The sequence below is a fragment of the Flavobacterium cheonanense genome, from assembly GCF_039539185.1.
Lineage (GTDB): Bacteria > Bacteroidota > Bacteroidia > Flavobacteriales > Flavobacteriaceae > Flavobacterium > Flavobacterium cheonanense.
In genome coordinates this window covers 129,664-150,038 of record NZ_BAABCT010000003.1, presented here as the reverse complement: position 1 = coordinate 150,038, position 20,375 = coordinate 129,664, and the positions used below count along the sequence as shown (strand labels likewise).

The following is a 20,375-nucleotide window of genomic DNA, read 5'->3' as shown; positions in this document are numbered from 1 at the left end:
CTCTTTTTTCTATTTTCTCAAATTTAATTCCAATTCTCCTCAAATCCATAGTCTTCAAAGCTGTCGTCACTTCCAAAAGCGTCTAAATCGTCTTCATCTAAATCGTCTTCAAATTCGTTGTAGCTTTCTTCATCTTCAAAATCAGCTTGAAAATGTTTTTCCATAGCTTCTGCAGGCATTTCACCATGAGAAAATAAAAGGTTAGGATAAACCATTCCAACTTCAACTGAATCTTCAACTGCGGCAAGTTCTACTAAGAATGTCCACATATTGATGAAATCATAAACATAAATGATTTTAGTGTTTTCAGTATCTAAAATATCATTCAGCTGATAATCACTCATAATTTTGTTCTCACCAGGAACATCGCCAGAGTCAAACATTGGGATTTCATCTTCTTGATTCCAAGTGTCGTCACAAGTGTAGAAAGATGCGACTTCTAAACCGTCAAATCCAAAAGCATTTACGATTGCATTGTGCAAATCTTCTAAAGTGTCGTTTTCAAGTATAGCAATATCTCTGAAAATATCTTCTTCTGCATCGAGAATTACTCTAAATTTATAAACCATGATTCTATTTTTTTGAAAGGTCAAAGGTAAAATATAAATTAGAAAAACGAATTACGAAATGCGAATTGTTGATAAGATTTTAGTCAAACTTCATAAAACTCTATCGGTAAATCATCTGGATCATTAGTAAAGAAAAAACGTTTGTTGGTGTATTCATCCATGCGAATTTCTTCAGCAAAAAGATTGTTTTCTAAAATATACTTTCTAGTAATCTCAATGTCATTGACTTCAAAAGCTAAATGTCGTAAGCCAGAGGCTTCAGGTCTTGATACACGCTTTGGAGGATTTGGGAACGAGAATAATTCGATGCAATAATTATCATTTAATGCCAAATCCAATTTATAGGATTCACGCTCTTTTCTGTAAATTTCTTGAATAATTTTTAAACCTAAAATTTCAGTGTAGAAATGTTTAGAAATTTCATAATTAGAGCAAATAATGGCGATATCGTGGATTTTATTGAGCGATAGCATATAATCTTGTAAAAAGGTAAAAATAATAAATTCTGTTGATAGTTAAATCGAAACTAATCATTTTAACGTATTTAATTTCAAATTGAAATTTGTATTTTTGACTCGAGCCAATTTTATGGCAAATAGACGAAAAAAACATTAAAAATAAGTCATGAAAATCGTAATATCACCAGCCAAATCATTGGATTTTGAAAGTCAATTGCCAACAAAATTATATTCAGAATATAGTTTCGTAAAACAATCATTAGCTATTGACAAAGTTTTGAAAAAGCAAAAGCCAAAACAATTGATAGAATTAATGGATATTTCAGATAAGTTGGCGGATTTAAATTGGCAAAGAAATCAAGAGCGAAATCTTGCCGAAATGACTGTTGAAAATGCTAGACCAGCAGTTTTTGCCTTTAGTGGTGATGTTTACATTGGATTAGATGCTTATTCTCTTTCAGAAGATAAAATAAACGTTTTGCAAGACAAACTCAGAATTTTATCAGGATTGTATGGATTATTGAAACCACTTGATTTAATGCAGCCTTATCGTCTCGAAATGGGAACTAAACTTCCGGTAGGAAAAAATAAAAACCTGTACGAATTTTGGAAACCAATAATTGCAAAACAACTAAATGCTGAACTTCAAAAAGAGGAGTTGTTTGTCAATCTGGCAAGCAATGAATACTTTGATGCTGTTGATGTAAAGACATTAAAAGTCTCAGTGATTACTCCTGAATTTAAAGATTACAAAGACGGAAAACTAAAAATGATAAGTTTCTTCGCTAAGAAGGCGAGAGGTATGATGGTTCGCTACATTATTGATACAAACGCAGAAACAATAGAGGATTTAAAAGGGTTTAATTACGAAGGATACGCTTTTGATGCTAATTTAAGCAAAGGGAATAAGTTGGTCTTTACTCGCTAATTAAACATATAAATATTCTTGATATTCTCTAATGGTTTCTCTTGTGGCTTTTCTTTGGTCACGAGCTAATTCTCTCATAGATTCAACTCCTTTCTTTGCACATCGTTTTACTTTAGTTAATCTTGAAGAGAATTCTAAAAGTTTGTTTGCATCTTCTGGTGCTAGTTTAGTTTTGAGTTCATTTACAAAATCATGAAATTCATTGACTACTTTACTATTTTCATCATACTCAGTTTTTAGTTCAACTAGTAGTTCATCAATTTCATTTGTGATGTCTTTGCTAATGTCTTCACTTTTTTTGCAAAGTTCTTTAATGATTCTCTTCTCATTATTGTTAAAAAGTCCCATAACTATTTGAATTAAAATTGATTAAAAACTAAATGTACTATATCAAATTTAATTAAATATCTTCTTCATTTCATATTCTGTTGATAACTAGTTGTTTTAGTTAATAAGAATTGAAATTTGAAAGTTTTTTCTAACAAATATCAAGTATTTTGATTTTTTGTAGTTATAGTAAAAATCTATAGTAATTCTTTAAATAATTATAATTCAGAATTATATATCAATTTATATAAAGTAAAAATTTAAATTAGTTAATTTGATAACCAATTTTCCAAAATGGTTTTTCCGTGTGGTGTTAAGATACTTTCAGGGTGAAATTGAACACCTTTTACATTAAAGTGTTTGTGTCGGATTGACATAATCTCGCCATTTTCTGCAACAGAAGTGATCTCTAAGTCTTGAGAAAAATCAACAGGATTGATAACCCATGAGTGATAACGGCCTACTTCGAGTTCTTTCGGTAAGTTTTTAAATAAGATTTCATCAGCAACAATTACATTAATAAACGAAGAAACACCATGATGAACATTATCTAAATTAATAAGAGAGCCGCCAAAAACTTCACCAATGGCTTGTTGACCTAGACATATTCCAAGTATTTTTTTACTTGAAGCGTAAGTTGATATGACTTTATTTAACAATCCTGATTCTGATGGTATTCCGGGTCCAGGAGATAGAATTATGTCATCAAAATGTTTTAGTTCTTCGAGCTCAAATTCGTCATTTCTAAGTACGGTTACATCACAGTTTAGTTCCTCTAAATAATGAACTAAATTAAATGTAAAACTGTCGTAATTATCTATGAGAAGGATTTTTTTCATTGGGCAAATATAATCATAAGTTAGTTTCTAAAAAGCATAAAAAAAACCTCAAAGATTACTCTCTGAGGTTTTCTTAGGATAGCAATTTTTCCCTTTTTCTTAGAACTGTAAAGACACAGTTAATTCGAAATCATCGTTGATAGTTTTATCTCCTAAATTGTCAAAGAAACTTCCAGAACCATATTTTATTCCGAATTTTGTTCTATCTACTTTGAATGACGTTGTTGCAGTATTTCCTTTTACAGTGATGTCAAATTTTACTGGAGCAGTTACATCTTTAATTGTCAAATCTGCAGTTACAGTATATACACCATTTCCTTTTGAAGCAATTTTTTTGAAAACTAATTTTGAAGTTGGATATTTATCCGTTCCAAAGAAATCGTCAGCTTTTAAATGGCCATCTAATTTTGCAGCATATTCACCTTTAATATCTGTAGCTGTTATTGAAGTCATGTCTACTACAAATGTTCCACCAGTTAATTTTTTACCTTTAAAAATTAAGTTTCCACTTTGAATGTTTACGGTTCCGCTGTGTTGACCAGTTACTTTTTTTCCAACCCAGTTGATAGTGCTTTTAGAAGCGTCTACTTTCTTAGATTGTGCTGTAGCGATTGTTGAAACTGCTACGAATAATGCGATTGCGATTGTTTTTAAATTTTTCATTTTCTTTTAAATTTGAGTTATTGATTTTACTTATTAATTATATTGTTACAAATAATTCTTCTTCAGATTTACGCACTTTTGCGTAATGTTGTGTAGCATCTTCTTCATGACGATATCCAATTGTTGCTACTAGTGATGCGTTCAAACCTAATTTTTCAAGACCTAAAATTTCATTGTATTTCTCTGGTTCAAAACCTTCCATAGGAGTTACATCTATCTTTAATTCGGCAGCAGCGTTCAATAAATTTCCTAAAGCCAAATAAGTTTGTTTTGATGTCCAAGTATTTTTTACATCTTCTGGAAGTGAAACCAATTTAGATTTCATAAAATCTCCATATCCTTGAAGTGCTTCTAAAGGTAAATTTCTTGTAGTTGCCATATTATTAATGGTTGCATCAATTTCTTTTTCTCCAAAGTTGATAATGTTTGCAAAAACTAATAAATGAGAGGCATCAACAATTTGAGATTGTCCCCAAGAAACTGGCTGCAATTGAGCTCTTAACTCTGGATTTTCAACAATTAATACTTTGTAAGGTTGTAATCCGTATGATGAAGCTGTTAATCGAATTGCTTCTTTTAAACTTGCTAAATCTTCTGATGAAATTTTTTTTGTTGCATCAAATTTTTTAGTAGCATAACGCCAATTTGCGTCTTTTATAAATTGTGTCATAGTAATTTTATTTAAGGTTTCTATATTTTTCTAATAAGGTGTTTAATTCAACTAATTCTTTTTGGTTCAGATTTGCGGCAAATAATTTTTCGTTTTCTAAAACTTTAGGATCTAATTCTTCTAATAGTTCCAATCCTTTTTCTGTAATTAAAACTTCTATTTTTCTTCTATTTTCAGGACAAACCTCTCTTGTAACTAGATTTTTCAATAATAATTTATCAATCAATCGGGTAGTGTTACTGTTTTTTGCAATCATTCGTTCTTGAATGACACACATATTGGCAGGATTCCCTTTCTGACCTCTTAAAATTCTCAGTACATTGTACTGTTCGCCTGATAAATCATAAGGTTTCAAAACCTCATTAAATTTTTCAGAAAGTACATTTTGGGTAACCATAATGTTTAGGACAACTTTTTTAGCATCATCCATTGTAACATTAGATTTTATTATATCTTCAATTCTCATAATTGTAATTACCAAATTTGTAGGTACAAATGTAAAATTATTTTTATTTGTATATACAAATGTCGTGTTATTTTTTTGTTAATACTTTTATGACCATGTAAAATGAAATTTATAAATTTGGAAAAAAATAATAGAAATGAACTTATCTCAACAAGAATGGGCTTCACAATTGGAAGCGGATACGAATGCAGTAATTTTAGATGTAAGAACCGAAGACGAATGGAGTGAAGGAATTATTCCAGGAGCAATTTTAAATGATATTTATAAAGGACAAGGATTCATCTACCGACTAGAAGAACTAGATAAATCAAAAAACTACTATGTTTATTGCAAAGCAGGAGGAAGAAGTGCTCAAGCATGCAGTATTATGAAGCAAATGGGTTTTGAAAACACATTTAACTTAGAAGGTGGTTTTATGAATTGGGAAGGCGAAGTTGGTTTTACAGAGTAAAAATCTACTTTTTTGGAATTTTCTTAATAATGGCATTATAAAATTCTTTAATGCTCTTTCTGTTCAATTGCGTAGTTTTTACCTCAATCAATGTTTGGTCTTTTTCTTTTATGATTAGTCTGTAGGTATAAAATTTATGAACAATTGAAAATAGGAATAGTACAATACCAATAAAAATTAATCCATAAAAAAAGAATAGTCTTTCTGAATTGAACATAAAATAGGAATAAATAAAAACAGAAGCGCTTAACAAAAACAATAAAATATTCAAATAAAAGACTCTACTTTTTATTAAGTTAACTCTGTTGATAGAATTAAAAGGGACTTTACTTTTCTTAGAACCTTTTGTTATAATTACTTGGTTATCAGTGATTAATCCAAATTTATCATTGATAAGAATTGTTTCGTTATTTGCTTGAAATGTCGTCATTATTTTAGTTTATATGCATATACGAAGTTGATAATAATTTTGGATTTATTAGGGTAGAATGTTTTCTACAAAAAAAGGGATAACTCAGTACAATGAGTTATCCCTTTTTATTTGTGGAAAAGAGGGGAGTTGTCTCGAACTATTTTATGTCGGATTTACAACTTTTAAATAAAAAAAATAACCTCTAAATTTCTTTAGAGGTTATTGGTACGACAGTGGAGACGCCGAGAATCGAACTCGGGTCCAAACAAGCAATCAAAAAGCTTTCTACACGTTTAGTCCTTAATTGAATTTTCGTCAAAAAGCAAGGCCAAGAACCGCCACTTTTTGCTTAGCTTTATCAGTGTCAGAAAGGATTTAAAGCGTTACCTTTCCTAGGTTTACTTTTACGGTTCACCTTAACCAACCGCCATAAACCAAGGCTTTTGAGGTGAATCCAGCTTTCCTACCTTGTAGGAACGTGGCAAAATCGTACTAAAATTCGGATTATGCAGCTAAAGCGTAGTTATTTTCGCCGTTTATAAGTTTGAACCTTTGGATTTACGAGCTAAAGGTACAACGCTCGACGTGCTTACTGATTAATTCCACTTGCTGTCAAAACCAGTCGTCCCCAATAATTATTGTGTTTCAATACAAAAATTAGACCACAAAGGTACTACCGAAAAAATCAATAAACAAACACTTTATTCGTCTTTGGCAACAGTATCTTTCAATGTAAATGGATAATCACCAAACAATGCAGACAATCGTTTCATTTGAAAGGTTTTACGAGTAAATTTATTAGACAATGCAATAATTACCGCATTTTCTTTTCTTAAAGTGATGTAGCTTGCAGTATTTCCATGCCACCATCCATTGTGATAAAATAATTTTTGTCCAGTATCCCATTCGCGCAATCGAATACCCAAACCATAATTTTTGGAACCTTTACTTTCATAGCTGTATCCTTTGTACACTTGTTCTAAAAGATTTTTGCTCAAAAAACTTGGTGCATTTCTAGCCAAATCAAATTTCAACAAATCTCTTGGAGTAGAATAGATGTTTTTATCACCATAAACAGCATCAAGAAAATCAAAGGGATATTTAACATAGTTGTATTTGTAAGATGGTGTTCCCTTTTCTTTGGGAGTAGTTTCGTCAAAAACAAAAGTATTTTTCATACCTAATGGTTCAAAAATGATTTTCTTCATCGCCTGACTGTATTTCATTCCTGTAACCTTTTCAATAATTAATGCCAAAAGTGCATAATTGGTGTTGTTATAACTAAAATGCGTATCAGTTTTAGTTTCTAACGGAATATTTTTATTGATAATTACTTCAAGTAAATCTTTGTTTGTAAGTGTTTTATTTCTTCCCCAGTTGGCTTTGTCATCACAAAAATAATTGTACTTTTTCATGCCACTTCTGTGATTTAATAAAGTTTTTATAGTCACATCTGGATAAGGGAATTTTTCAAAAAGTGTTGTCAATTTTTGATCTAAGCTAATTTTCTTAGCATCAATCAATTTTAAAATTGCTGAAGCTGTTAGTACTTTTGAAACTGATGCTATGTGTAAAGGCGTTTCAGGTGAGTTTAAAATATTATTTTCTTTATCGGCAAATCCATCATATTTCTCATAAATAATTTGTCCATTTTTTGCCACAAGAAAACTCATGTTCTCAAAATCATTGGCAAAATTATTAGTAAAGAAATTTTCAATTTCTCTCTTTTTAGTGTTTTTGTATGAATCTGAAAGTTTTGGTAAAGAATCTTCTAGCGGAAGCATTGCATATTCTAAACCAGATTTATTTTTTTTAAATGGATTCTTAATTTTTCCTGATTTATCGCAACTTATAAGTAATAAAAAAGTTAAAGAAAACAATAGATATGTTACTTTGTTATTGGTCATTTTGGGTTTGGTTGAAAAACAAATATAATAAACAAAATGACAAACAAATTTCATGAAATGTTATATTAATTATAAAATTATCAACAAATTATTCCAATTAATTGAAATTCAATAAATAACTTCGATTTTATTTTGGGTAAAAAGTTTTGAAAACGTTTTCGTTACTATTACTTTTGATGTCTCAAAAAAATACTGTTAAAATGAAGTTCGGAATTATTAAAGAAAGAAAAAATCCACCAGATAGAAGAGTTGTTTTTACTCCAGAAGAATTAGTTAGATTAAAAACAGAACATCCAGAAGCTCAAGTAAAAGTTGAAAGTTCTGATATTAGAGTATTTTCTGATGAGCAATACAGCAGTTTAGGTATCGAAGTTACTACAGATATGAGCGATTGCGATGTTTTATTTGGTGTAAAAGAAGTTCCAGTTGATGCCTTAATTCCCAATAAAAAGTACTTTTTCTTTTCGCATACTATTAAATTTCAACCTTACAATAGAAAGTTACTTCAAGCAATTTTAGAGAAAAATATCGAATTATTCGACCACGAAACTATTGTTGATGCTAAAAACCGTCGCTTAATCGGTTTCGGAAGATATGCAGGAATTGTTGGAGCTTACAACGGATTTAGAGCTTTCGGAATTAAATATGATTTATTCAATTTAGTAAAAGCTGAAACTTTAAGAAGTAAAGAAGAATTAATCGAACGATTACGCAGACCAATGCTTCCGAACATTAAAATTGTTTTAACAGGTCACGGAAAAGTGGGAATGGGAGCGAAAGAAATGCTTGATGGAATGAAAATTAAGCAAGTTTCAGCAGATGATTTTTTAAACAAAGTTTACACTCAACCAGTTTATACTCAAATTGATGTACTAGATTATAACAAAAGAATCGATGGACAGGTTTTAGATAATCAAGATTTTTATAAGAATCCACAAGATTATGTTTCTGATTTTGAACGTTTTTCACAAGTTGCAGATATTTATATGGCAGGACATTTTCACGGAAATGGTGCGCCCGATATTCTAACAAGAGAAATGCTTAACGCTCCAAAGAACAAAATTCAAGTTGTTGCGGATATTTCTTGTGATGTTAATGGACCAATTGCTTGTACTATAAAAGCATCTACCATTGCAGAACCATTTTTTGGCTATTTACCAAGTGAACACAAAGAAGTTTCTTATACACATCCTGGTTCAATTATGGTAATGTCGGTTGATAATTTACCTTGTGAATTGCCTAAAGATGCGAGTGAAGGATTTGGAGAAATGTTTATGGAACACGTGATTCCAGCTTTTTTTAATGGTGATAAAGACGGAATTTTGCAAAGAGCTAAAATGACTGAAAATGGCAAACTAACAGAAAGATTCAAATATTTACAAGATTATGTAGAAGGAAAATAAAATCTAAATTTATTTATTTTCCAATTCAAAACTGAATTATAAGAAATCGATTTCGTTAATAACTAATTATTACGAAATCGATTTATTTTTAGGATAAAATGTATTTTTATAAAAAAATATAATCAAAAATGAGAAAATTACATTTATTGGTATTCTTGATTTCAATTTTATCAGTTGAAGCTCAGAATGTTTCCTCACCATCTAAAACTATTTCGTTAAATTTTAAATTGTCTTCAGATGGAAAACCAACTTATTCGGTAAGTTACAAAACCAAACCTATTGTAAAAGAGAGTTCGCTTGGAATTGTCATAAAAGAATCAAAAAGTTTAGAGAACAATTTCAGAATAGACAGCATTGGTCAAAAAAGTTTTAATGAGACTTGGCAGCCAGTTTTGGGTGAACAATCCAATATAAAAAACAGCTACAACGAAATGACTGTAGCACTTTCGCAACCATCAACTGATAGAAGGATCAATATCATTTTTAGAGTTTTTGATGAAGGTATTGCTTTTCGTTATGAATTTCCTAAGCAGAAAAATCTGAATTATTTTATAATTTCTGAAGAAAAATCGCAATTTAATTTAGTAGGAAACCACAAAGCATTTTGGATTCCAGGAGATTATGACAGTCAAGAATATGCCTATAATGAAACAAAATTATCTGAAATCGATAATTCTAAATTAGATTTGAATAATGGAATCGGAGTAAAGACCATCGCAAGTTCTTTCAGAGTTCAATCACCTTTAATGATGAAATCAGCAGACGGAATTTACATCAATGTTTTTGAAGCAGCTGTTGTTAATTATCCTATTATGCATTTAGATGTAGATACTAAAAACTTTGGATTAACTTCTAATTTAGTTCCGAATGCAATTGGAGATAAAGCCTATCTTCAAGCTCCTTGTGTTTCGCCTTGGAGAACAATTATGATGAGCGATGATGCTCGTGAAATTGTAAGTTCAAAAATGATTTTAAACTTAAACGAACCATCAAAAATTGAAGATACTTCTTGGATAAAACCAATGAAATATGTTGGCGTTTGGTGGGAAATGCACGTTGGAAAATCAACTTGGGATTATGCAGGTTCGCAAAATGCACAAAATGCTGCAGACGGAAGTTTGAAACCATCAGGAAAACATGGTGCAACAACAGAAAACACTAAAAGATATATTGATTTTGCAGCCAAAAATGGTTTTGATGGCGTTTTGGTAGAAGGTTGGAATGTTGGTTGGGAAGATTGGTTTGGTAACTGGAAAGAAGAAGTATTCGATTTTACAACGCCATATCCTGATTATAATTTGAAAGAAATTAACGATTATGCTAAATCAAAAGGTGTAAAAATGATAATGCATCACGAAACTTCAGGTTCGGTGGCTAATTATGAAAGACATTTGGATAGAGCCTTAAATCTTATGAAAGACTATGGTTATCCTGCGGCTAAATCAGGTTATGTAGGAAGAATTATTCCGCGTGGTGAGTTTCACGATGGTCAAACTATGGTGAATCATTTTAACTTCGTTGCAAGAAGATTTACCGATTATAAATTGATGGTCAATTCGCACGAAAGTTCACGTCCAACAGGATATTCAAGAACTTATCCAAACTATATTGCAGCCGAAGCAGCTCGAGGAAATGAGTTTAACGCTTGGTCAGTTGGAAATCCGCCAATGCACGAAACCATTTTGCCATTCACAAGATTATTAGGAGGACCAATGGATTACACTCCAGGAATTTTTGAAATCAAAATGAGTTATTACGATAAAACCAAAACCGAACAAGTTCATACTACTTTGGCAAAACAATTAGCACTTTATGTAACGATGTATTCACCATTACAAATGGCAGCCGATTTACCGGAAAATTATGAAAGATATGCCGATGCTTTTCAATTCATAAAAGATGTTGCTGTAGATTGGCAAGATTCTAAATATCTTGAAGCTGAACCAGGAGATTATTTAACTGTAGTTAGAAAAGAGAAAAATGGAGAACGTTGGTTTTTAGGAGCAATTACCGATGAAAATGCTCGTAAAACAGAAATAAAATTAGATTTCTTGACGCCAAATAAAAAGTACCAAGCCATTATCTATCAAGATGGTACTGATGCAGATTGGAAAAACAATCCAAAATCTTATGCTATAAAAACCATCGAAGTTACTTCTAAGTCAAAAATTAAATTAAATTTGTCTAACGGTGGTGGAACTGCTATAAGTTTCAAACCAATAAACTAAAACCAAACCAAACAAACTAAAATTTATGAGTTCAGAACAAATTAAAACAAACTATCCTGCATTATATACGCTGATTACAGTGTTTTTTTTCTGGGGATTTATTGCAGCTGGAAACAGTATTTTTATTCCGTTTTGTAAAAGTTATTTTTCGTTAGATCAGTTTCAATCGCAATTGGTCGATTTTGCTTTTTACACCGCTTATTACGTTGGCGCTTTATTATTGTTTACTTTAGGCGATATGTCAGGAAAAGATATCGTTGGAAAATGGGGTTACAAAAAAAGTATTGTTTACGGATTGTTATTTTCAGCGCTTGGAGCTGGAGCTATGATTATTGCAGTTGAAGCTAGTATTTACGCAGGAATGTTGGTTGGATTATTTATTGTAGCCTTAGGATTTTCATTGCAGCAAACTGCTGCCAATCCGTTTGCGATATTATTAGGTGATCCAAAAACTGGTGCAAGTCGTGTAAATCTAGGTGGCGGAATCAACTCTTTTGGAACTACTATTGGTCCAATTGTGGTGGCTTTGGCTTTATTTGGAACTGCAAAATCAATTTCAGATGAGCAAATAAAAGCTTTAGAATTGAGTAAAGTTGTGATTTTATATATTGGTGTTGGATTGTTGTTTATTGCAGCAGCAGCTTTGTTTTACTTTTCTAAAAAAGTACCAAGTGGCATTGCCAACGAACCAATGGAAAAAGCGAACAAAGCATTACGTACACTAGTTATTATGACTGTTTTACTTGGTATTATGTTTACTCCGGTTTTTCAAAGTTATAAGAGTGATGAAGCTATAAAAATAGAAGCTTTAACAAAAGAAGTTGATGTTGCAAAAGAGGAATTAGCAAGAACAACCTATCTAGCGAATTCGCCTGAACTTTTAAAAATTAATGAAAAAATTACTGCTAACGAAAGTGAAGCATTGCTACTAAAACAAGGATTAGAGAAAAACAGAATGTTGTGGCTTTCTGGAGCTTTGTTAGTTGTGCTTGGCGGAATTTTATTTTCATACACATCAGCTAGAAAGAATTCTGAAGGTTGGGGTGCAATGCAATACCCACAATTGGTTTTAGGAATGTTAGCTATTTTTACTTATGTTGGTGTTGAAGTTGCGATTGGAAGTAATCTTGGTGAACTTTTAAAATTAAAAGAATTTGGAAGTTTGCAATCTTCAGATATAGCTCCATATATTTCTATGTATTGGGGAAGTTTGATGATTGGTCGTTGGGCTGGAGCAATTAGTGTTTTTAATCTTCAAGGAAGCAAAAAGACGATAGCTTTAATCATCGTTCCGTTGGTGGCTTTTGGAATTATTTTGGGTGTGAATATTCTTTCTGGGAAAGATATGAAGCCGCTTTATTATTATGTAGTTTGTGTTTTAATTCAAATTGGAGCTTTCTTTTTGAGTAAAGACAAACCTGCTAGAACCTTAATGATTTTTGGAAGTTTCGGAATGATTGCTATGTTAATTGGTTTGTTTACTTCTGGAACAGTTGCTATTTATGCTTTCCTTGCTGGAGGTTTAGCTTGTAGTATTATGTGGCCATCCATTTTTAGTTTGTCTATTATCGGATTAGGAAAATATACTTCTCAAGGTTCAGCGTTTTTAATTATGATGATTTTGGGTGGAGGAATTATTCCGCCAATTCAAGGTAAATTGTCTGATATTATTGGAATTCATCAATCGTATATTATTACGGTAGTTTGTTTTGCCTATCTGACTTTATTTGCTGTTTTAGTAAAAGGTCTTTTGAAAAAACAAAACATTGATGTTGATGCTATTGAAGTGGAAGGAAGTCATTAATTAGTTGACAGTTATCAGTATTCAGTGTTCAGTTGACAGTCTTGACCAAATTTAAATACAAATACTCCTAAGGAAAGTAAATTTCTTTCGGAGTTTTTTTATATTTTGGTGCTATGGAAACACGTTTTATTATTCTTATTTCAATTGTTTTAATAGTATTTATCATTAATCGATTGTATGTTCGAGCTGATGAGAAAAGAAAAATTGCTCTTAAAGACAAGAAAACCCTTTCTGATAAAGAGATTATATCAATGTTTGAAGATCCTTTGACTGGCGAAAAAGCAAAAGTTAGTGAAACTCAAACTAACTACGAATATTCAGATGAAATTTCAGATGAAGTTGTTTTTTATAATGAACAAAGAAAAACTTCAGAAGAAGTAATAGATAAGTATTATACAGAAGGTGAATTAGAAAGAGAATTTATTTTAATTAAAAACTTTCTACTAGACAATAGATATAAGTTTAAATTTTTTTCAGATTCTGAATTTAATTTTCTTGAAAAAACAAAAACTTTTTCAAGTTTTGAAGATTGGAATAGTACTGATTCTTATCATAAAAATCAGTTGTCAATTTTTATTGCCAATACAACAGCTAAGGTATACAATAGTAAATATAGCTCAAGAACAGAAAATTATAGTATTGTTTTTTGGATTAAAGATTTTATTTTTTTTGGTCATTATTGTTTTTTTAAGAAACCCATTGTTCAAAATATTATTGATGTTTTCATTGATGAAGAAAAGGAAATAATAAAAGGATATCAAACAGAAATTATTAAAAAGTCACACCAAGAAAATGCAATTAAAGATTATTTTAAAACTATTAATTTTGAGAATGATTTAGAAATTGAAATTATCGATTCAAATATTATTATAAGAATTACCAATTTTGCTTCTCGTGAAAATTTAATCAAACTTTTTGATAGTATTAAAAACTCCGAAGGAAAATAATTTTCTTTCGGAGTTTTGTTTTTATTCAAATGGTTGGCTGTTTAGCCCTGATTGCAGTGGAAATTCTTTTTTGTTGCCTTCGAGAGCCTCAGGCAACAAAAAAGGATTGGAACGGAAAGCAGGAATAAGGTATCCAAGAGTTCGCAAGCCATTCGCTCCTAATTCTTATTTATTCCATTCAATTTTTCTTGAGAAATACATTACTGATGCAAGTATTAAGAATAATCCGATGCTTCCTACTAATAGTGCGTAATCTTCGAGTTGGATGATGACGTAAATAAATGTGTAAAGAACCGAAAGTGAGATTGCAATAAAAGTTGGAAATTTTTTATCTTTTAAAATAGAGATGGAATACAGCGAAATTAAAGCCACAACAGATATTCCGGCAACCGCATAAGCAAAACTGAAGGAACTGTGTTCTGTGATTGAAATGAGTAAAGTATAAAACATAATTAATGCAATTCCAATCATGCAATATTGGAAGATATGGATGCTAATTTTGCTGATAGATTGAATTAGGAAAAAGATTAAAAAGGTTAAACCAATTACGAGAAATCCGTATTTAGAAGCGCGTTCGTTTTGTTGGTATTCGTCTACTGGAGTTATGAAATCTACTGCAAAGGCATATTTGCTTAGCTCTGGTAAAAATTCAAAATTTTCTTGAGAGAAAGGTCTGTTAAAGTGCAGAATTTTCCAAGTAGCATCGAAACCTTTGTTGGTAATTTTCTTGTCGTTTGGAATAAAACTTCCGTTAAAATTTGGTGAAGCCCAATTAGAAGTCATCTTGGCTGAAGTAGTTTTCCCAATTGGAACAATGCTGATTCTTTTACTTCCGTTGTAAGTGATGCTCATATTGAAATTGGTATTTTTCAAATCATTGTATTTGAAGTAGCCAGTTTCAAGCGATTCTATAGAATCGTTGTTTTGGTTGTTGTGAACGGGTTCAAAGGTAAAACTGTTGCTTCCAATGTTGATTTTTACTTCGTCGTTTACACTTTTTAAATTAGTGGTTCGAATGATAATTGTGGCTTTATCCCAAAATACATTTTCAGTTGGTATGTTTCTTTTGTAGAATTTGGGTTGGACATAGCTTCCTTTAAATTGCATTTTTGTGGTAAATACATTCGATTTGTAAATGCTTCTTTGCAATGGAGTTTTGATTTCGGTGTTTGATACATTTGAAAGTTCTTCAGGAAAGAAAAACGCATTTTCAACTTGATTTGTAATTGGGTCTTTGTAGGGTATTTTTAGAATTGGTCCATAAAAATAGACACTTTCACCCCATTTGGAAGTGGTTTCGGCAACAACTTCTTTTTGACGTTGACTTCGTTCAGAGATTAGGTCTTGAACAAAGAACAACGGAATTAATAGCACTAAAGTTAACAAACCTACCATAATCATTTTGGCAGTTGTAGATTGAAAGAAACCTTGTTTAGGTTGATTTTGATAATTTTCCATGATTGAAATTGAATTTTAGATTGATATTGAAATTGTTTTTTGAATTTGTTATTGATTATTTCCAAGTTTCTCCAACGATTCGTAAATACACAAAAGCAATGGGAATGTTGGCTAAAAGAATTAGTATTTTGATGGTAAAATAGTCTTGATGATTTTTTTGTGTGAAAGCTAAATAGATAAGCCTGAATAGCATTATTAAATTAATTGCAAAAGCTATAATTAAATAGTATACACCAACACCGAATAAAGCTCCAGTTGGATTTATTAGATGCAAAATCAATAGAATGGTTCCTATAATGAATGAGCCAAAGGCTAATTGAGTGGAGAAAATGCCTGTTGCGTTTTCGTATTGTTTTTTGGTCATTTTACTTAATATTAAATGTTAATTGAATCGTTTTAACTGGAATGGATAGCATTTTATAAAAATCTAAATCATGAAATTGATGTGCTTTTTTACCACGATTGTAAGTGTGAATAAAATGTTTGATTTGAGTAGGATAGAAGACCGTTCCAATACAGATTACCATAAATAAATAGGCACTTTTTTTACCATTTCCCAATAAAAAATATTGCATTGCAATTTCATCAATTACAGAAACTCCTGTGTTTGTTAGCACATGAATTACATCGTGATCTTCCAATTTTGGTTGCATTTCGAAATTGTATTTTAGTAGAAAACAACCTAAATGAAAACCTAAACTGTCATGTTGGTAGTTTATTAAATCGCTTGGTGTTTCTTTCCAAGGAATACCTTTTTTGAAGAATTTTTGGTAAGGTTTCTTCGTGATTTCATACATTTTTTCAATTAGTAAATCTCTCATTAGTGCAATAATTGATGGTTTAAAGTGTTTCGTATTTTCCGATGTTTGTAATAGATTCTTTGTGTTTTTTTGGTAGTAGAATTGCTTTTGCTAGATAATCTACTTTTAATATTTTGCTTATTTTATATAGCTTTAAAAGTGTTTTTGTTGGAAAATTTGATGTTTCAAAGATCATTTTGAAAACTATTTTCGGAACTAATATTTTTTGAATTTCTAATAGAATGAAATATCTAGAATTACCCAAATGCTTTTTATATTGTTCAAATAAATGAATGGTAAATGCTCCTTTTTGTAAGTTGTTTTCGAGATGAATAGTTCGGTCAATTAACCAATCGTTATAGTTGTTTGGTAGTTCCTTCAAACCCATTCGAATTCCTAACCTAGAAAACACATCAAAAATTTCTTCTTTTTCAGAGGTTTCTAATTTTCTTTCTATCAATTCAAAAGAGCGAATCGAATAATCTATAAGCATATAAAGTACATCTCGGTATGCCCAATCTGGAATGGTTTGTCCGCGACTTTTTTCAACTCCTTGATGAATTTGAGTTATTTTATCGATAGTTGCCAAGGCGAATTCTTCTTCTGAAAAGACAATTTTTTGAGCAAATTCAACTGTAGAAAACAATCGCTCCAAAGGATTTGTTGGAATCTTTCCTGTAAAGTACAACCAATCAACAGCTTTGTTTAAAGCAAATTCGGCTGCAGAACCTGCAAAAATTAATAGAACAATATCTGTATTCTTCCAAATTTCTCTTACAATCGATTTGTCATCAACAAAGTGTTTCATTTTATAAATTTTTTATAGTTATGAATCAATACAACAGACATTATCCCAAGAGTATAAGCAAGCATATCAGTCCACGAAAAAGAGTTTCCGAGTAAGATGTTTAGGATTTTGATTTTATCTAATTGAAGAAGTTCCAGAATATCTAGGTATTGTAAAAATTCAATAGTATAACTAATCAATAATGATAGGATTGCAATTTTATTCAAATCGGTTTTCAGAAATGTCGCCAAAAAGTAAAACACAAGAATTGATGCTAGATAATCTCCAAATATGGGTCTTATGAATTTGTCGTTTACGAATAGTGCAATAGTTATTTCTATGATTAAGATGACACAACTGACTAGTAGATATTTTATTTTTATATTTTTCATAATATTTAAAAGTACTTTGTTTTTCAAAGTAAGTATATAAAAAAATAGATTTAACTTTTTGATATTAATTTTTCAAGTGCATCAATATGATCTTTGAATGCTTTTTTTCCTTCTTTGGTCGCAATGTATCTCGTGTTTGGTTTTTTACCAATAAATTGTTTTTCAATTTGAATATAATTTTCAGATTCAAGAGCTTTGGTATGAGAGGCGAGGTTGCCATCAGTTACTCCGAGAAGTTCTTTAAGCATATTAAAATCGGCACTTTCGTTTACCATCAATACCGACATAATCCCCAAACGAATTCGGTGATCAAAGGCTTTGTTGATATTTTGTATGATGGTTTTCAAATTATTTGTATGTTTTTTTAAATCTGTCTTCTAACTTCTGTAATCTGCAATCTCAAAATTAATTTCTATCATATTTAAAATACATCATACTTCCGTAAATTATATGGCAAACTCCAAATCCTAAAGCCCAAAATAATAATCCATATCCTAAAAACCAAGTTGAAAGTAATCCTAATATGATCATCGTAATTCCTAAATATCGTACATCACCAAGTGTGTATTTACTAGCATTTACGCACGCCAAGCCATAAAACAATAAGGTTAATGGTGCAACTAAACTTAGCATTTCTTTCTCTATCAAAAATAGAATAAAAAATCCACCAGTTGCTAACGGAATTGCAAAGTTTATAACCAATCTTTTTGATGAAACATTCCAGATTTTATCTTCTGTTTTTTTTGCTTTTCTAACACTTAATGCTATTCCTGTTATTATGGATAAAATTAGAACAGTTGAAGCAATTATAAAAAGTTTGTTTATGGAATCTTGAGAGATGATAAGATTTCTATAGTTTCCCATTGACGTCGTATTAAAATAAATTGTTTTGTAAGCTAGCCAAGCTCCAATCAAAGAATAAATCCCTGCAAGAACACCTGATAATCCACTAAGTGAAATAAATCTTGATGATTGGTTCATCATGTTTTTTATTTCAGAAATGTCGTTAAGATATTTTTCGTTTTCCATATAAAAGTACTTTGAAGTACAAAGTAAATAAATAAAAATTGTTCAACCAAATGTTTTTTACTTTATTTTTGAAAATAAAATAAATAGAAATGAAGAAAATAGTTTTTTTGTTGTTAGTAAATTCTACCTTAATGTTGTCTCAAACTAATGATGAAGCAATGTTGAAACAAATTTATAAAGTTGCTTTAACCGAAAGTAAAGCCTATCCATGGTTAGACGATTTGTCAAATAAAATTGGTCATCGTTTATCCGGTTCATCAGGAGCAGCAAAAGCCGTTACTTATACAAAAGAACAAATGGAACTTTTAGGTTTAGATAAAGTTTATCTACAAGAAGTTATGGTTCCACAATGGGTGAGAGGTGAGAAGGAAGTAGCCTATTTACAAGTTGAAAAACAAAAAAAATCTTTTCCAATCTGTGCTTTAGGGATGTCGGTTGCAACTCCTAAAAATGGATTGTTAGCAAATGTAATTGAAGTTAAAAGTTTAGAGGAGTTAAAAGCTTTAGGAACAGATAAAGTAAAAGGGAAAATTATTTTTTTCAACAGACCAATGAATCCTGAGTTTATTGAAACTTTTCATGCTTATGGAAGTTGTGTTGACCAACGTTCTTCTGGAGCAAGAGAAGCAGGAGAATTAGGTGCTGTTGGAGTAATTGTTCGTTCCATGAATTTGAGATTGGACGATTTTCCACACACGGGTTCAACAAATTATAAAGATATTGCGATGGATAAACGTATTCCAGCTGCAGCAATTTCTACAAATGGAGCAGAAGAGTTAAGTAAGTTATTGACAGAAAACCCAAATGCAAAGTTATATTTTAAACAGTCTTGCCAAACATTGGAAGATGTTTTGTCATACAATGTTGTAGGTGAAATAACAGGTTCGGAACATCCGAATAAAATTATGGTTGTTGGAGGACATTTAGATTCTTGGGATTTAGGAGATGGTTCTCACGATGATGGTGCTGGTTGTGTTCAAAGTATGGCAGTTTTGGAAATATTTAGAAAGTTGAATTACAAACCTAAAAATACAATTAGAGTAGTTTTGTTTATGAATGAAGAGAATGGTGTTAAAGGCGGATTAAAATATGAAGAATTGTCTAGCAAGAATAAAGAGAATCACATTTTTGCTTTAGAAAGTGATTCAGGAGGATTTACACCAAGAGGTTTTTCAATTGAAGCGGATGATTCTAATTTTGATAAAATCACCACTTGGAAGAACTTATTTGAGCCTTATTTAATTCATATTTTTAGAAAAGGACATACTGGAGTTGATATTGGGCCTTTAAAGTCAGAAAAGATTGTAAAAGTAGCGTTGCAACCCGATTCGCAACGTTATTTTGATTATCATCATGCTGCAAATGATACTTTTGACGCTGTAAATAAAAGAGAATTAGAATTAGGAGCCGCTTCGATGGCATCGCTTATGTATTTGTTTGATCAATATGGATTGCAATAGATGAAACCCGGAGAAGAATATATCTTAAATCAACCAGAACCTTATCGTTCTATAATTTTTAATTTGCAAATTGTAATTGAAAATCAAATTCAAGATTTAGAATTATTGTACAAGTGGAAGATTCCTTTTTATTATTACAGAGGAAAACCCTTTTGTTTCATAAATGTAAGCCATAAAAGAAAGTATGTTGATTTAGGAATAGTAAAAGGTTTTCAAATCAAAAATCATCAAGAACATCTTATTTCAGAGAATAGGAGTATAATGAAATCACTGAGGTATTCTTCACTTGAAGAAATTGATAATAAAATTTTAATAGAAATCATTCAAGAAATTTCAAAATTATATTAAACAAAAAAAAGAGACTGAATTTCAGTCTC

The 20,375-nt window shown here is 30.7% G+C and carries 24 protein-coding genes and 1 other RNA gene; 8 read left to right on the top strand and 17 right to left on the bottom strand.

The genetic code is table 11. From position 1 onward, the window contains the following. Positions 1-23: 23 nt before the first annotated feature. Positions 24-569, bottom strand: coding sequence for an IS1096 element passenger TnpR family protein (locus tag ABD766_RS07600; protein WP_344816112.1), 546 nt, complete (start codon positions 567-569; stop codon positions 24-26). 83 nt (positions 570-652) lie between these two features. Next, positions 653-1,042 carry an SMU1112c/YaeR family gloxylase I-like metalloprotein gene (gene gloA2, locus ABD766_RS07595; protein ID WP_344816111.1) on the bottom strand — a complete coding sequence of 130 codons (390 nt, stop codon included), beginning with the start codon at positions 1,040-1,042 and terminating at the stop codon, positions 653-655. A gap of 151 nt (positions 1,043-1,193) precedes the next feature. On the opposite strand from gloA2, the gene yaaA reads away from it, so the two are divergent. Then, positions 1,194-1,955, top strand: coding sequence for a peroxide stress protein YaaA (gene yaaA / locus ABD766_RS07590; RefSeq protein WP_344816110.1), 762 nt, complete (start codon positions 1,194-1,196; stop codon positions 1,953-1,955). Here yaaA and ABD766_RS07585 read toward each other — a convergent pair whose 3' ends face one another. The 5 genes from ABD766_RS07585 to ABD766_RS07565 form a co-directional block, all read right to left on the bottom strand. Beyond that, positions 1,956-2,303 carry a hypothetical protein gene (locus ABD766_RS07585; protein ID WP_298302209.1) on the bottom strand — a complete coding sequence of 116 codons (348 nt, stop codon included), beginning with the start codon at positions 2,301-2,303 and terminating at the stop codon, positions 1,956-1,958. Between the two features lie 248 nt (positions 2,304-2,551). Next, positions 2,552-3,121 carry an anthranilate synthase component II gene (locus ABD766_RS07580; RefSeq protein WP_344816109.1) on the bottom strand — a complete coding sequence of 190 codons (570 nt, stop codon included), beginning with the start codon at positions 3,119-3,121 and terminating at the stop codon, positions 2,552-2,554. Positions 3,122-3,220: 99 nt separating this feature from the next. After that, complete coding sequence (locus ABD766_RS07575; protein ID WP_298302205.1) at positions 3,221-3,784, bottom strand: YceI family protein; 564 nt, start codon at positions 3,782-3,784, stop codon at positions 3,221-3,223. A 37-nt stretch (positions 3,785-3,821) separates the two neighbouring features. Further along, a complete protein-coding gene (locus ABD766_RS07570; RefSeq protein ID WP_344816108.1) occupies positions 3,822-4,454 on the bottom strand; it encodes an NAD(P)H-dependent oxidoreductase in 633 nt (210 codons plus the stop codon). A 7-nt stretch (positions 4,455-4,461) separates the two neighbouring features. Then, positions 4,462-4,920, bottom strand: coding sequence for a MarR family winged helix-turn-helix transcriptional regulator (locus ABD766_RS07565; protein ID WP_298302200.1), 459 nt, complete (start codon positions 4,918-4,920; stop codon positions 4,462-4,464). Positions 4,921-5,056: 136 nt separating this feature from the next. On the opposite strand from ABD766_RS07565, the gene ABD766_RS07560 reads away from it, so the two are divergent. Further along, positions 5,057-5,371, top strand: a complete 315-nt coding sequence (locus ABD766_RS07560) for a rhodanese-like domain-containing protein (RefSeq protein WP_298302197.1) — start codon at positions 5,057-5,059, stop codon at positions 5,369-5,371. A 4-nt stretch (positions 5,372-5,375) separates the two neighbouring features. On the opposite strand, the gene ABD766_RS07555 is transcribed toward ABD766_RS07560, so the two are convergent. The 3 genes from ABD766_RS07555 to ABD766_RS07545 form a co-directional block, all read right to left on the bottom strand. Beyond that, positions 5,376-5,801 (bottom strand): hypothetical protein, encoded by a 426-nt coding sequence (locus tag ABD766_RS07555; RefSeq protein ID WP_344816107.1) that lies wholly within the window; start codon positions 5,799-5,801, stop codon positions 5,376-5,378. A gap of 213 nt (positions 5,802-6,014) precedes the next feature. Next, positions 6,015-6,413, bottom strand: a transfer-messenger RNA (tmRNA) gene (gene ssrA / locus ABD766_RS07550). A gap of 71 nt (positions 6,414-6,484) precedes the next feature. Beyond that, positions 6,485-7,690: a serine hydrolase domain-containing protein gene (locus tag ABD766_RS07545; RefSeq protein ID WP_344816106.1), complete on the bottom strand. Its 1,206-nt coding sequence runs from the start codon at positions 7,688-7,690 to the stop codon at positions 6,485-6,487. 200 nt (positions 7,691-7,890) lie between these two features. On the opposite strand from ABD766_RS07545, the gene ABD766_RS07540 reads away from it, so the two are divergent. From ABD766_RS07540 to ABD766_RS07525, 4 genes are all read left to right on the top strand, one after another. Next, a complete protein-coding gene (locus ABD766_RS07540; protein ID WP_344816105.1) occupies positions 7,891-9,093 on the top strand; it encodes an NAD(P)-dependent oxidoreductase in 1,203 nt (400 codons plus the stop codon). A gap of 128 nt (positions 9,094-9,221) precedes the next feature. Next, positions 9,222-11,321, top strand: coding sequence for a glycoside hydrolase family 97 protein (locus ABD766_RS07535; RefSeq protein WP_344816104.1), 2,100 nt, complete (start codon positions 9,222-9,224; stop codon positions 11,319-11,321). A gap of 25 nt (positions 11,322-11,346) precedes the next feature. Next, complete coding sequence (locus ABD766_RS07530) at positions 11,347-13,125, top strand: MFS transporter (RefSeq protein ID WP_344816103.1); 1,779 nt, start codon at positions 11,347-11,349, stop codon at positions 13,123-13,125. A gap of 113 nt (positions 13,126-13,238) precedes the next feature. After that, positions 13,239-14,072 (top strand): hypothetical protein, encoded by an 834-nt coding sequence (locus tag ABD766_RS07525; RefSeq protein ID WP_344816102.1) that lies wholly within the window; start codon positions 13,239-13,241, stop codon positions 14,070-14,072. Positions 14,073-14,237: 165 nt separating this feature from the next. On the opposite strand, the gene creD is transcribed toward ABD766_RS07525, so the two are convergent. The 7 genes from creD to ABD766_RS07495 are packed head-to-tail and all read right to left on the bottom strand — an operon-like array spanning position 14,238 to position 18,538. Next, entirely contained in the window at positions 14,238-15,530 is a 1,293-nt protein-coding gene (gene creD / locus ABD766_RS07520; protein ID WP_344816101.1) for a cell envelope integrity protein CreD, read from the bottom strand. Between the two features lie 55 nt (positions 15,531-15,585). Further along, entirely contained in the window at positions 15,586-15,894 is a 309-nt protein-coding gene (locus ABD766_RS07515) for a hypothetical protein (protein ID WP_344816100.1), read from the bottom strand. Position 15,895: 1 nt separating this feature from the next. Continuing rightward, positions 15,896-16,351, bottom strand: a complete 456-nt coding sequence (locus ABD766_RS07510; protein ID WP_344816099.1) for a hypothetical protein — start codon at positions 16,349-16,351, stop codon at positions 15,896-15,898. Between the two features lie 19 nt (positions 16,352-16,370). After that, complete coding sequence (locus tag ABD766_RS07505; protein ID WP_344816098.1) at positions 16,371-17,138, bottom strand: oxygenase MpaB family protein; 768 nt, start codon at positions 17,136-17,138, stop codon at positions 16,371-16,373. Then, complete coding sequence (locus ABD766_RS14950) at positions 17,135-17,509, bottom strand: ribosomal maturation YjgA family protein (RefSeq protein WP_425556572.1); 375 nt, start codon at positions 17,507-17,509, stop codon at positions 17,135-17,137. Before ABD766_RS14950 ends, ABD766_RS07505 begins: the two co-directional genes overlap by 4 nt. Before the next feature lie 50 nt (positions 17,510-17,559). Continuing rightward, positions 17,560-17,856: a winged helix-turn-helix domain-containing protein gene (locus ABD766_RS07500; protein ID WP_298302167.1), complete on the bottom strand. Its 297-nt coding sequence runs from the start codon at positions 17,854-17,856 to the stop codon at positions 17,560-17,562. 58 nt (positions 17,857-17,914) lie between these two features. Then, entirely contained in the window at positions 17,915-18,538 is a 624-nt protein-coding gene (locus ABD766_RS07495; protein WP_344816097.1) for a hypothetical protein, read from the bottom strand. 89 nt (positions 18,539-18,627) lie between these two features. On the opposite strand from ABD766_RS07495, the gene ABD766_RS07490 reads away from it, so the two are divergent. Both ABD766_RS07490 and ABD766_RS07485 read left to right on the top strand, forming a co-directional pair. Then, on the top strand, positions 18,628-19,998 hold the full coding sequence (locus tag ABD766_RS07490; protein ID WP_344816096.1) for a M28 family peptidase: 1,371 nt from the start codon (positions 18,628-18,630) through the stop codon (positions 19,996-19,998). Further along, positions 19,999-20,346 carry a DUF1801 domain-containing protein gene (locus tag ABD766_RS07485; protein WP_344816095.1) on the top strand — a complete coding sequence of 116 codons (348 nt, stop codon included), beginning with the start codon at positions 19,999-20,001 and terminating at the stop codon, positions 20,344-20,346. Positions 20,347-20,375 lie beyond the last annotated feature (29 nt).

Coding starts and splice junctions, on each gene's coding strand:
- ABD766_RS07600 (WP_344816112.1), bottom strand. CDS start 569: ATGGTTTATAAATTTAGAGTAATTCTCGATGCAGAAGAAGATATTTTC.
- gloA2 (WP_344816111.1), bottom strand. CDS start 1,042: ATGCTATCGCTCAATAAAATCCACGATATCGCCATTATTTGCTCTAAT.
- yaaA (WP_344816110.1), top strand. CDS start 1,194: ATGAAAATCGTAATATCACCAGCCAAATCATTGGATTTTGAAAGTCAA.
- ABD766_RS07585 (WP_298302209.1), bottom strand. CDS start 2,303: ATGGGACTTTTTAACAATAATGAGAAGAGAATCATTAAAGAACTTTGC.
- ABD766_RS07580 (WP_344816109.1), bottom strand. CDS start 3,121: ATGAAAAAAATCCTTCTCATAGATAATTACGACAGTTTTACATTTAAT.
- ABD766_RS07575 (WP_298302205.1), bottom strand. CDS start 3,784: ATGAAAAATTTAAAAACAATCGCAATCGCATTATTCGTAGCAGTTTCA.
- ABD766_RS07570 (WP_344816108.1), bottom strand. CDS start 4,454: ATGACACAATTTATAAAAGACGCAAATTGGCGTTATGCTACTAAAAAA.
- ABD766_RS07565 (WP_298302200.1), bottom strand. CDS start 4,920: ATGAGAATTGAAGATATAATAAAATCTAATGTTACAATGGATGATGCT.
- ABD766_RS07560 (WP_298302197.1), top strand. CDS start 5,057: ATGAACTTATCTCAACAAGAATGGGCTTCACAATTGGAAGCGGATACG.
- ABD766_RS07555 (WP_344816107.1), bottom strand. CDS start 5,801: ATGACGACATTTCAAGCAAATAACGAAACAATTCTTATCAATGATAAA.
- ABD766_RS07545 (WP_344816106.1), bottom strand. CDS start 7,690: ATGACCAATAACAAAGTAACATATCTATTGTTTTCTTTAACTTTTTTA.
- ABD766_RS07540 (WP_344816105.1), top strand. CDS start 7,891: ATGAAGTTCGGAATTATTAAAGAAAGAAAAAATCCACCAGATAGAAGA.
- ABD766_RS07535 (WP_344816104.1), top strand. CDS start 9,222: ATGAGAAAATTACATTTATTGGTATTCTTGATTTCAATTTTATCAGTT.
- ABD766_RS07530 (WP_344816103.1), top strand. CDS start 11,347: ATGAGTTCAGAACAAATTAAAACAAACTATCCTGCATTATATACGCTG.
- ABD766_RS07525 (WP_344816102.1), top strand. CDS start 13,239: ATGGAAACACGTTTTATTATTCTTATTTCAATTGTTTTAATAGTATTT.
- creD (WP_344816101.1), bottom strand. CDS start 15,530: ATGGAAAATTATCAAAATCAACCTAAACAAGGTTTCTTTCAATCTACA.
- ABD766_RS07515 (WP_344816100.1), bottom strand. CDS start 15,894: ATGACCAAAAAACAATACGAAAACGCAACAGGCATTTTCTCCACTCAA.
- ABD766_RS07510 (WP_344816099.1), bottom strand. CDS start 16,351: ATGAGAGATTTACTAATTGAAAAAATGTATGAAATCACGAAGAAACCT.
- ABD766_RS07505 (WP_344816098.1), bottom strand. CDS start 17,138: ATGAAACACTTTGTTGATGACAAATCGATTGTAAGAGAAATTTGGAAG.
- ABD766_RS14950 (WP_425556572.1), bottom strand. CDS start 17,509: ATGAAAAATATAAAAATAAAATATCTACTAGTCAGTTGTGTCATCTTA.
- ABD766_RS07495 (WP_344816097.1), bottom strand. CDS start 18,538: ATGGAAAACGAAAAATATCTTAACGACATTTCTGAAATAAAAAACATG.
- ABD766_RS07490 (WP_344816096.1), top strand. CDS start 18,628: ATGAAGAAAATAGTTTTTTTGTTGTTAGTAAATTCTACCTTAATGTTG.
- ABD766_RS07485 (WP_344816095.1), top strand. CDS start 19,999: ATGAAACCCGGAGAAGAATATATCTTAAATCAACCAGAACCTTATCGT.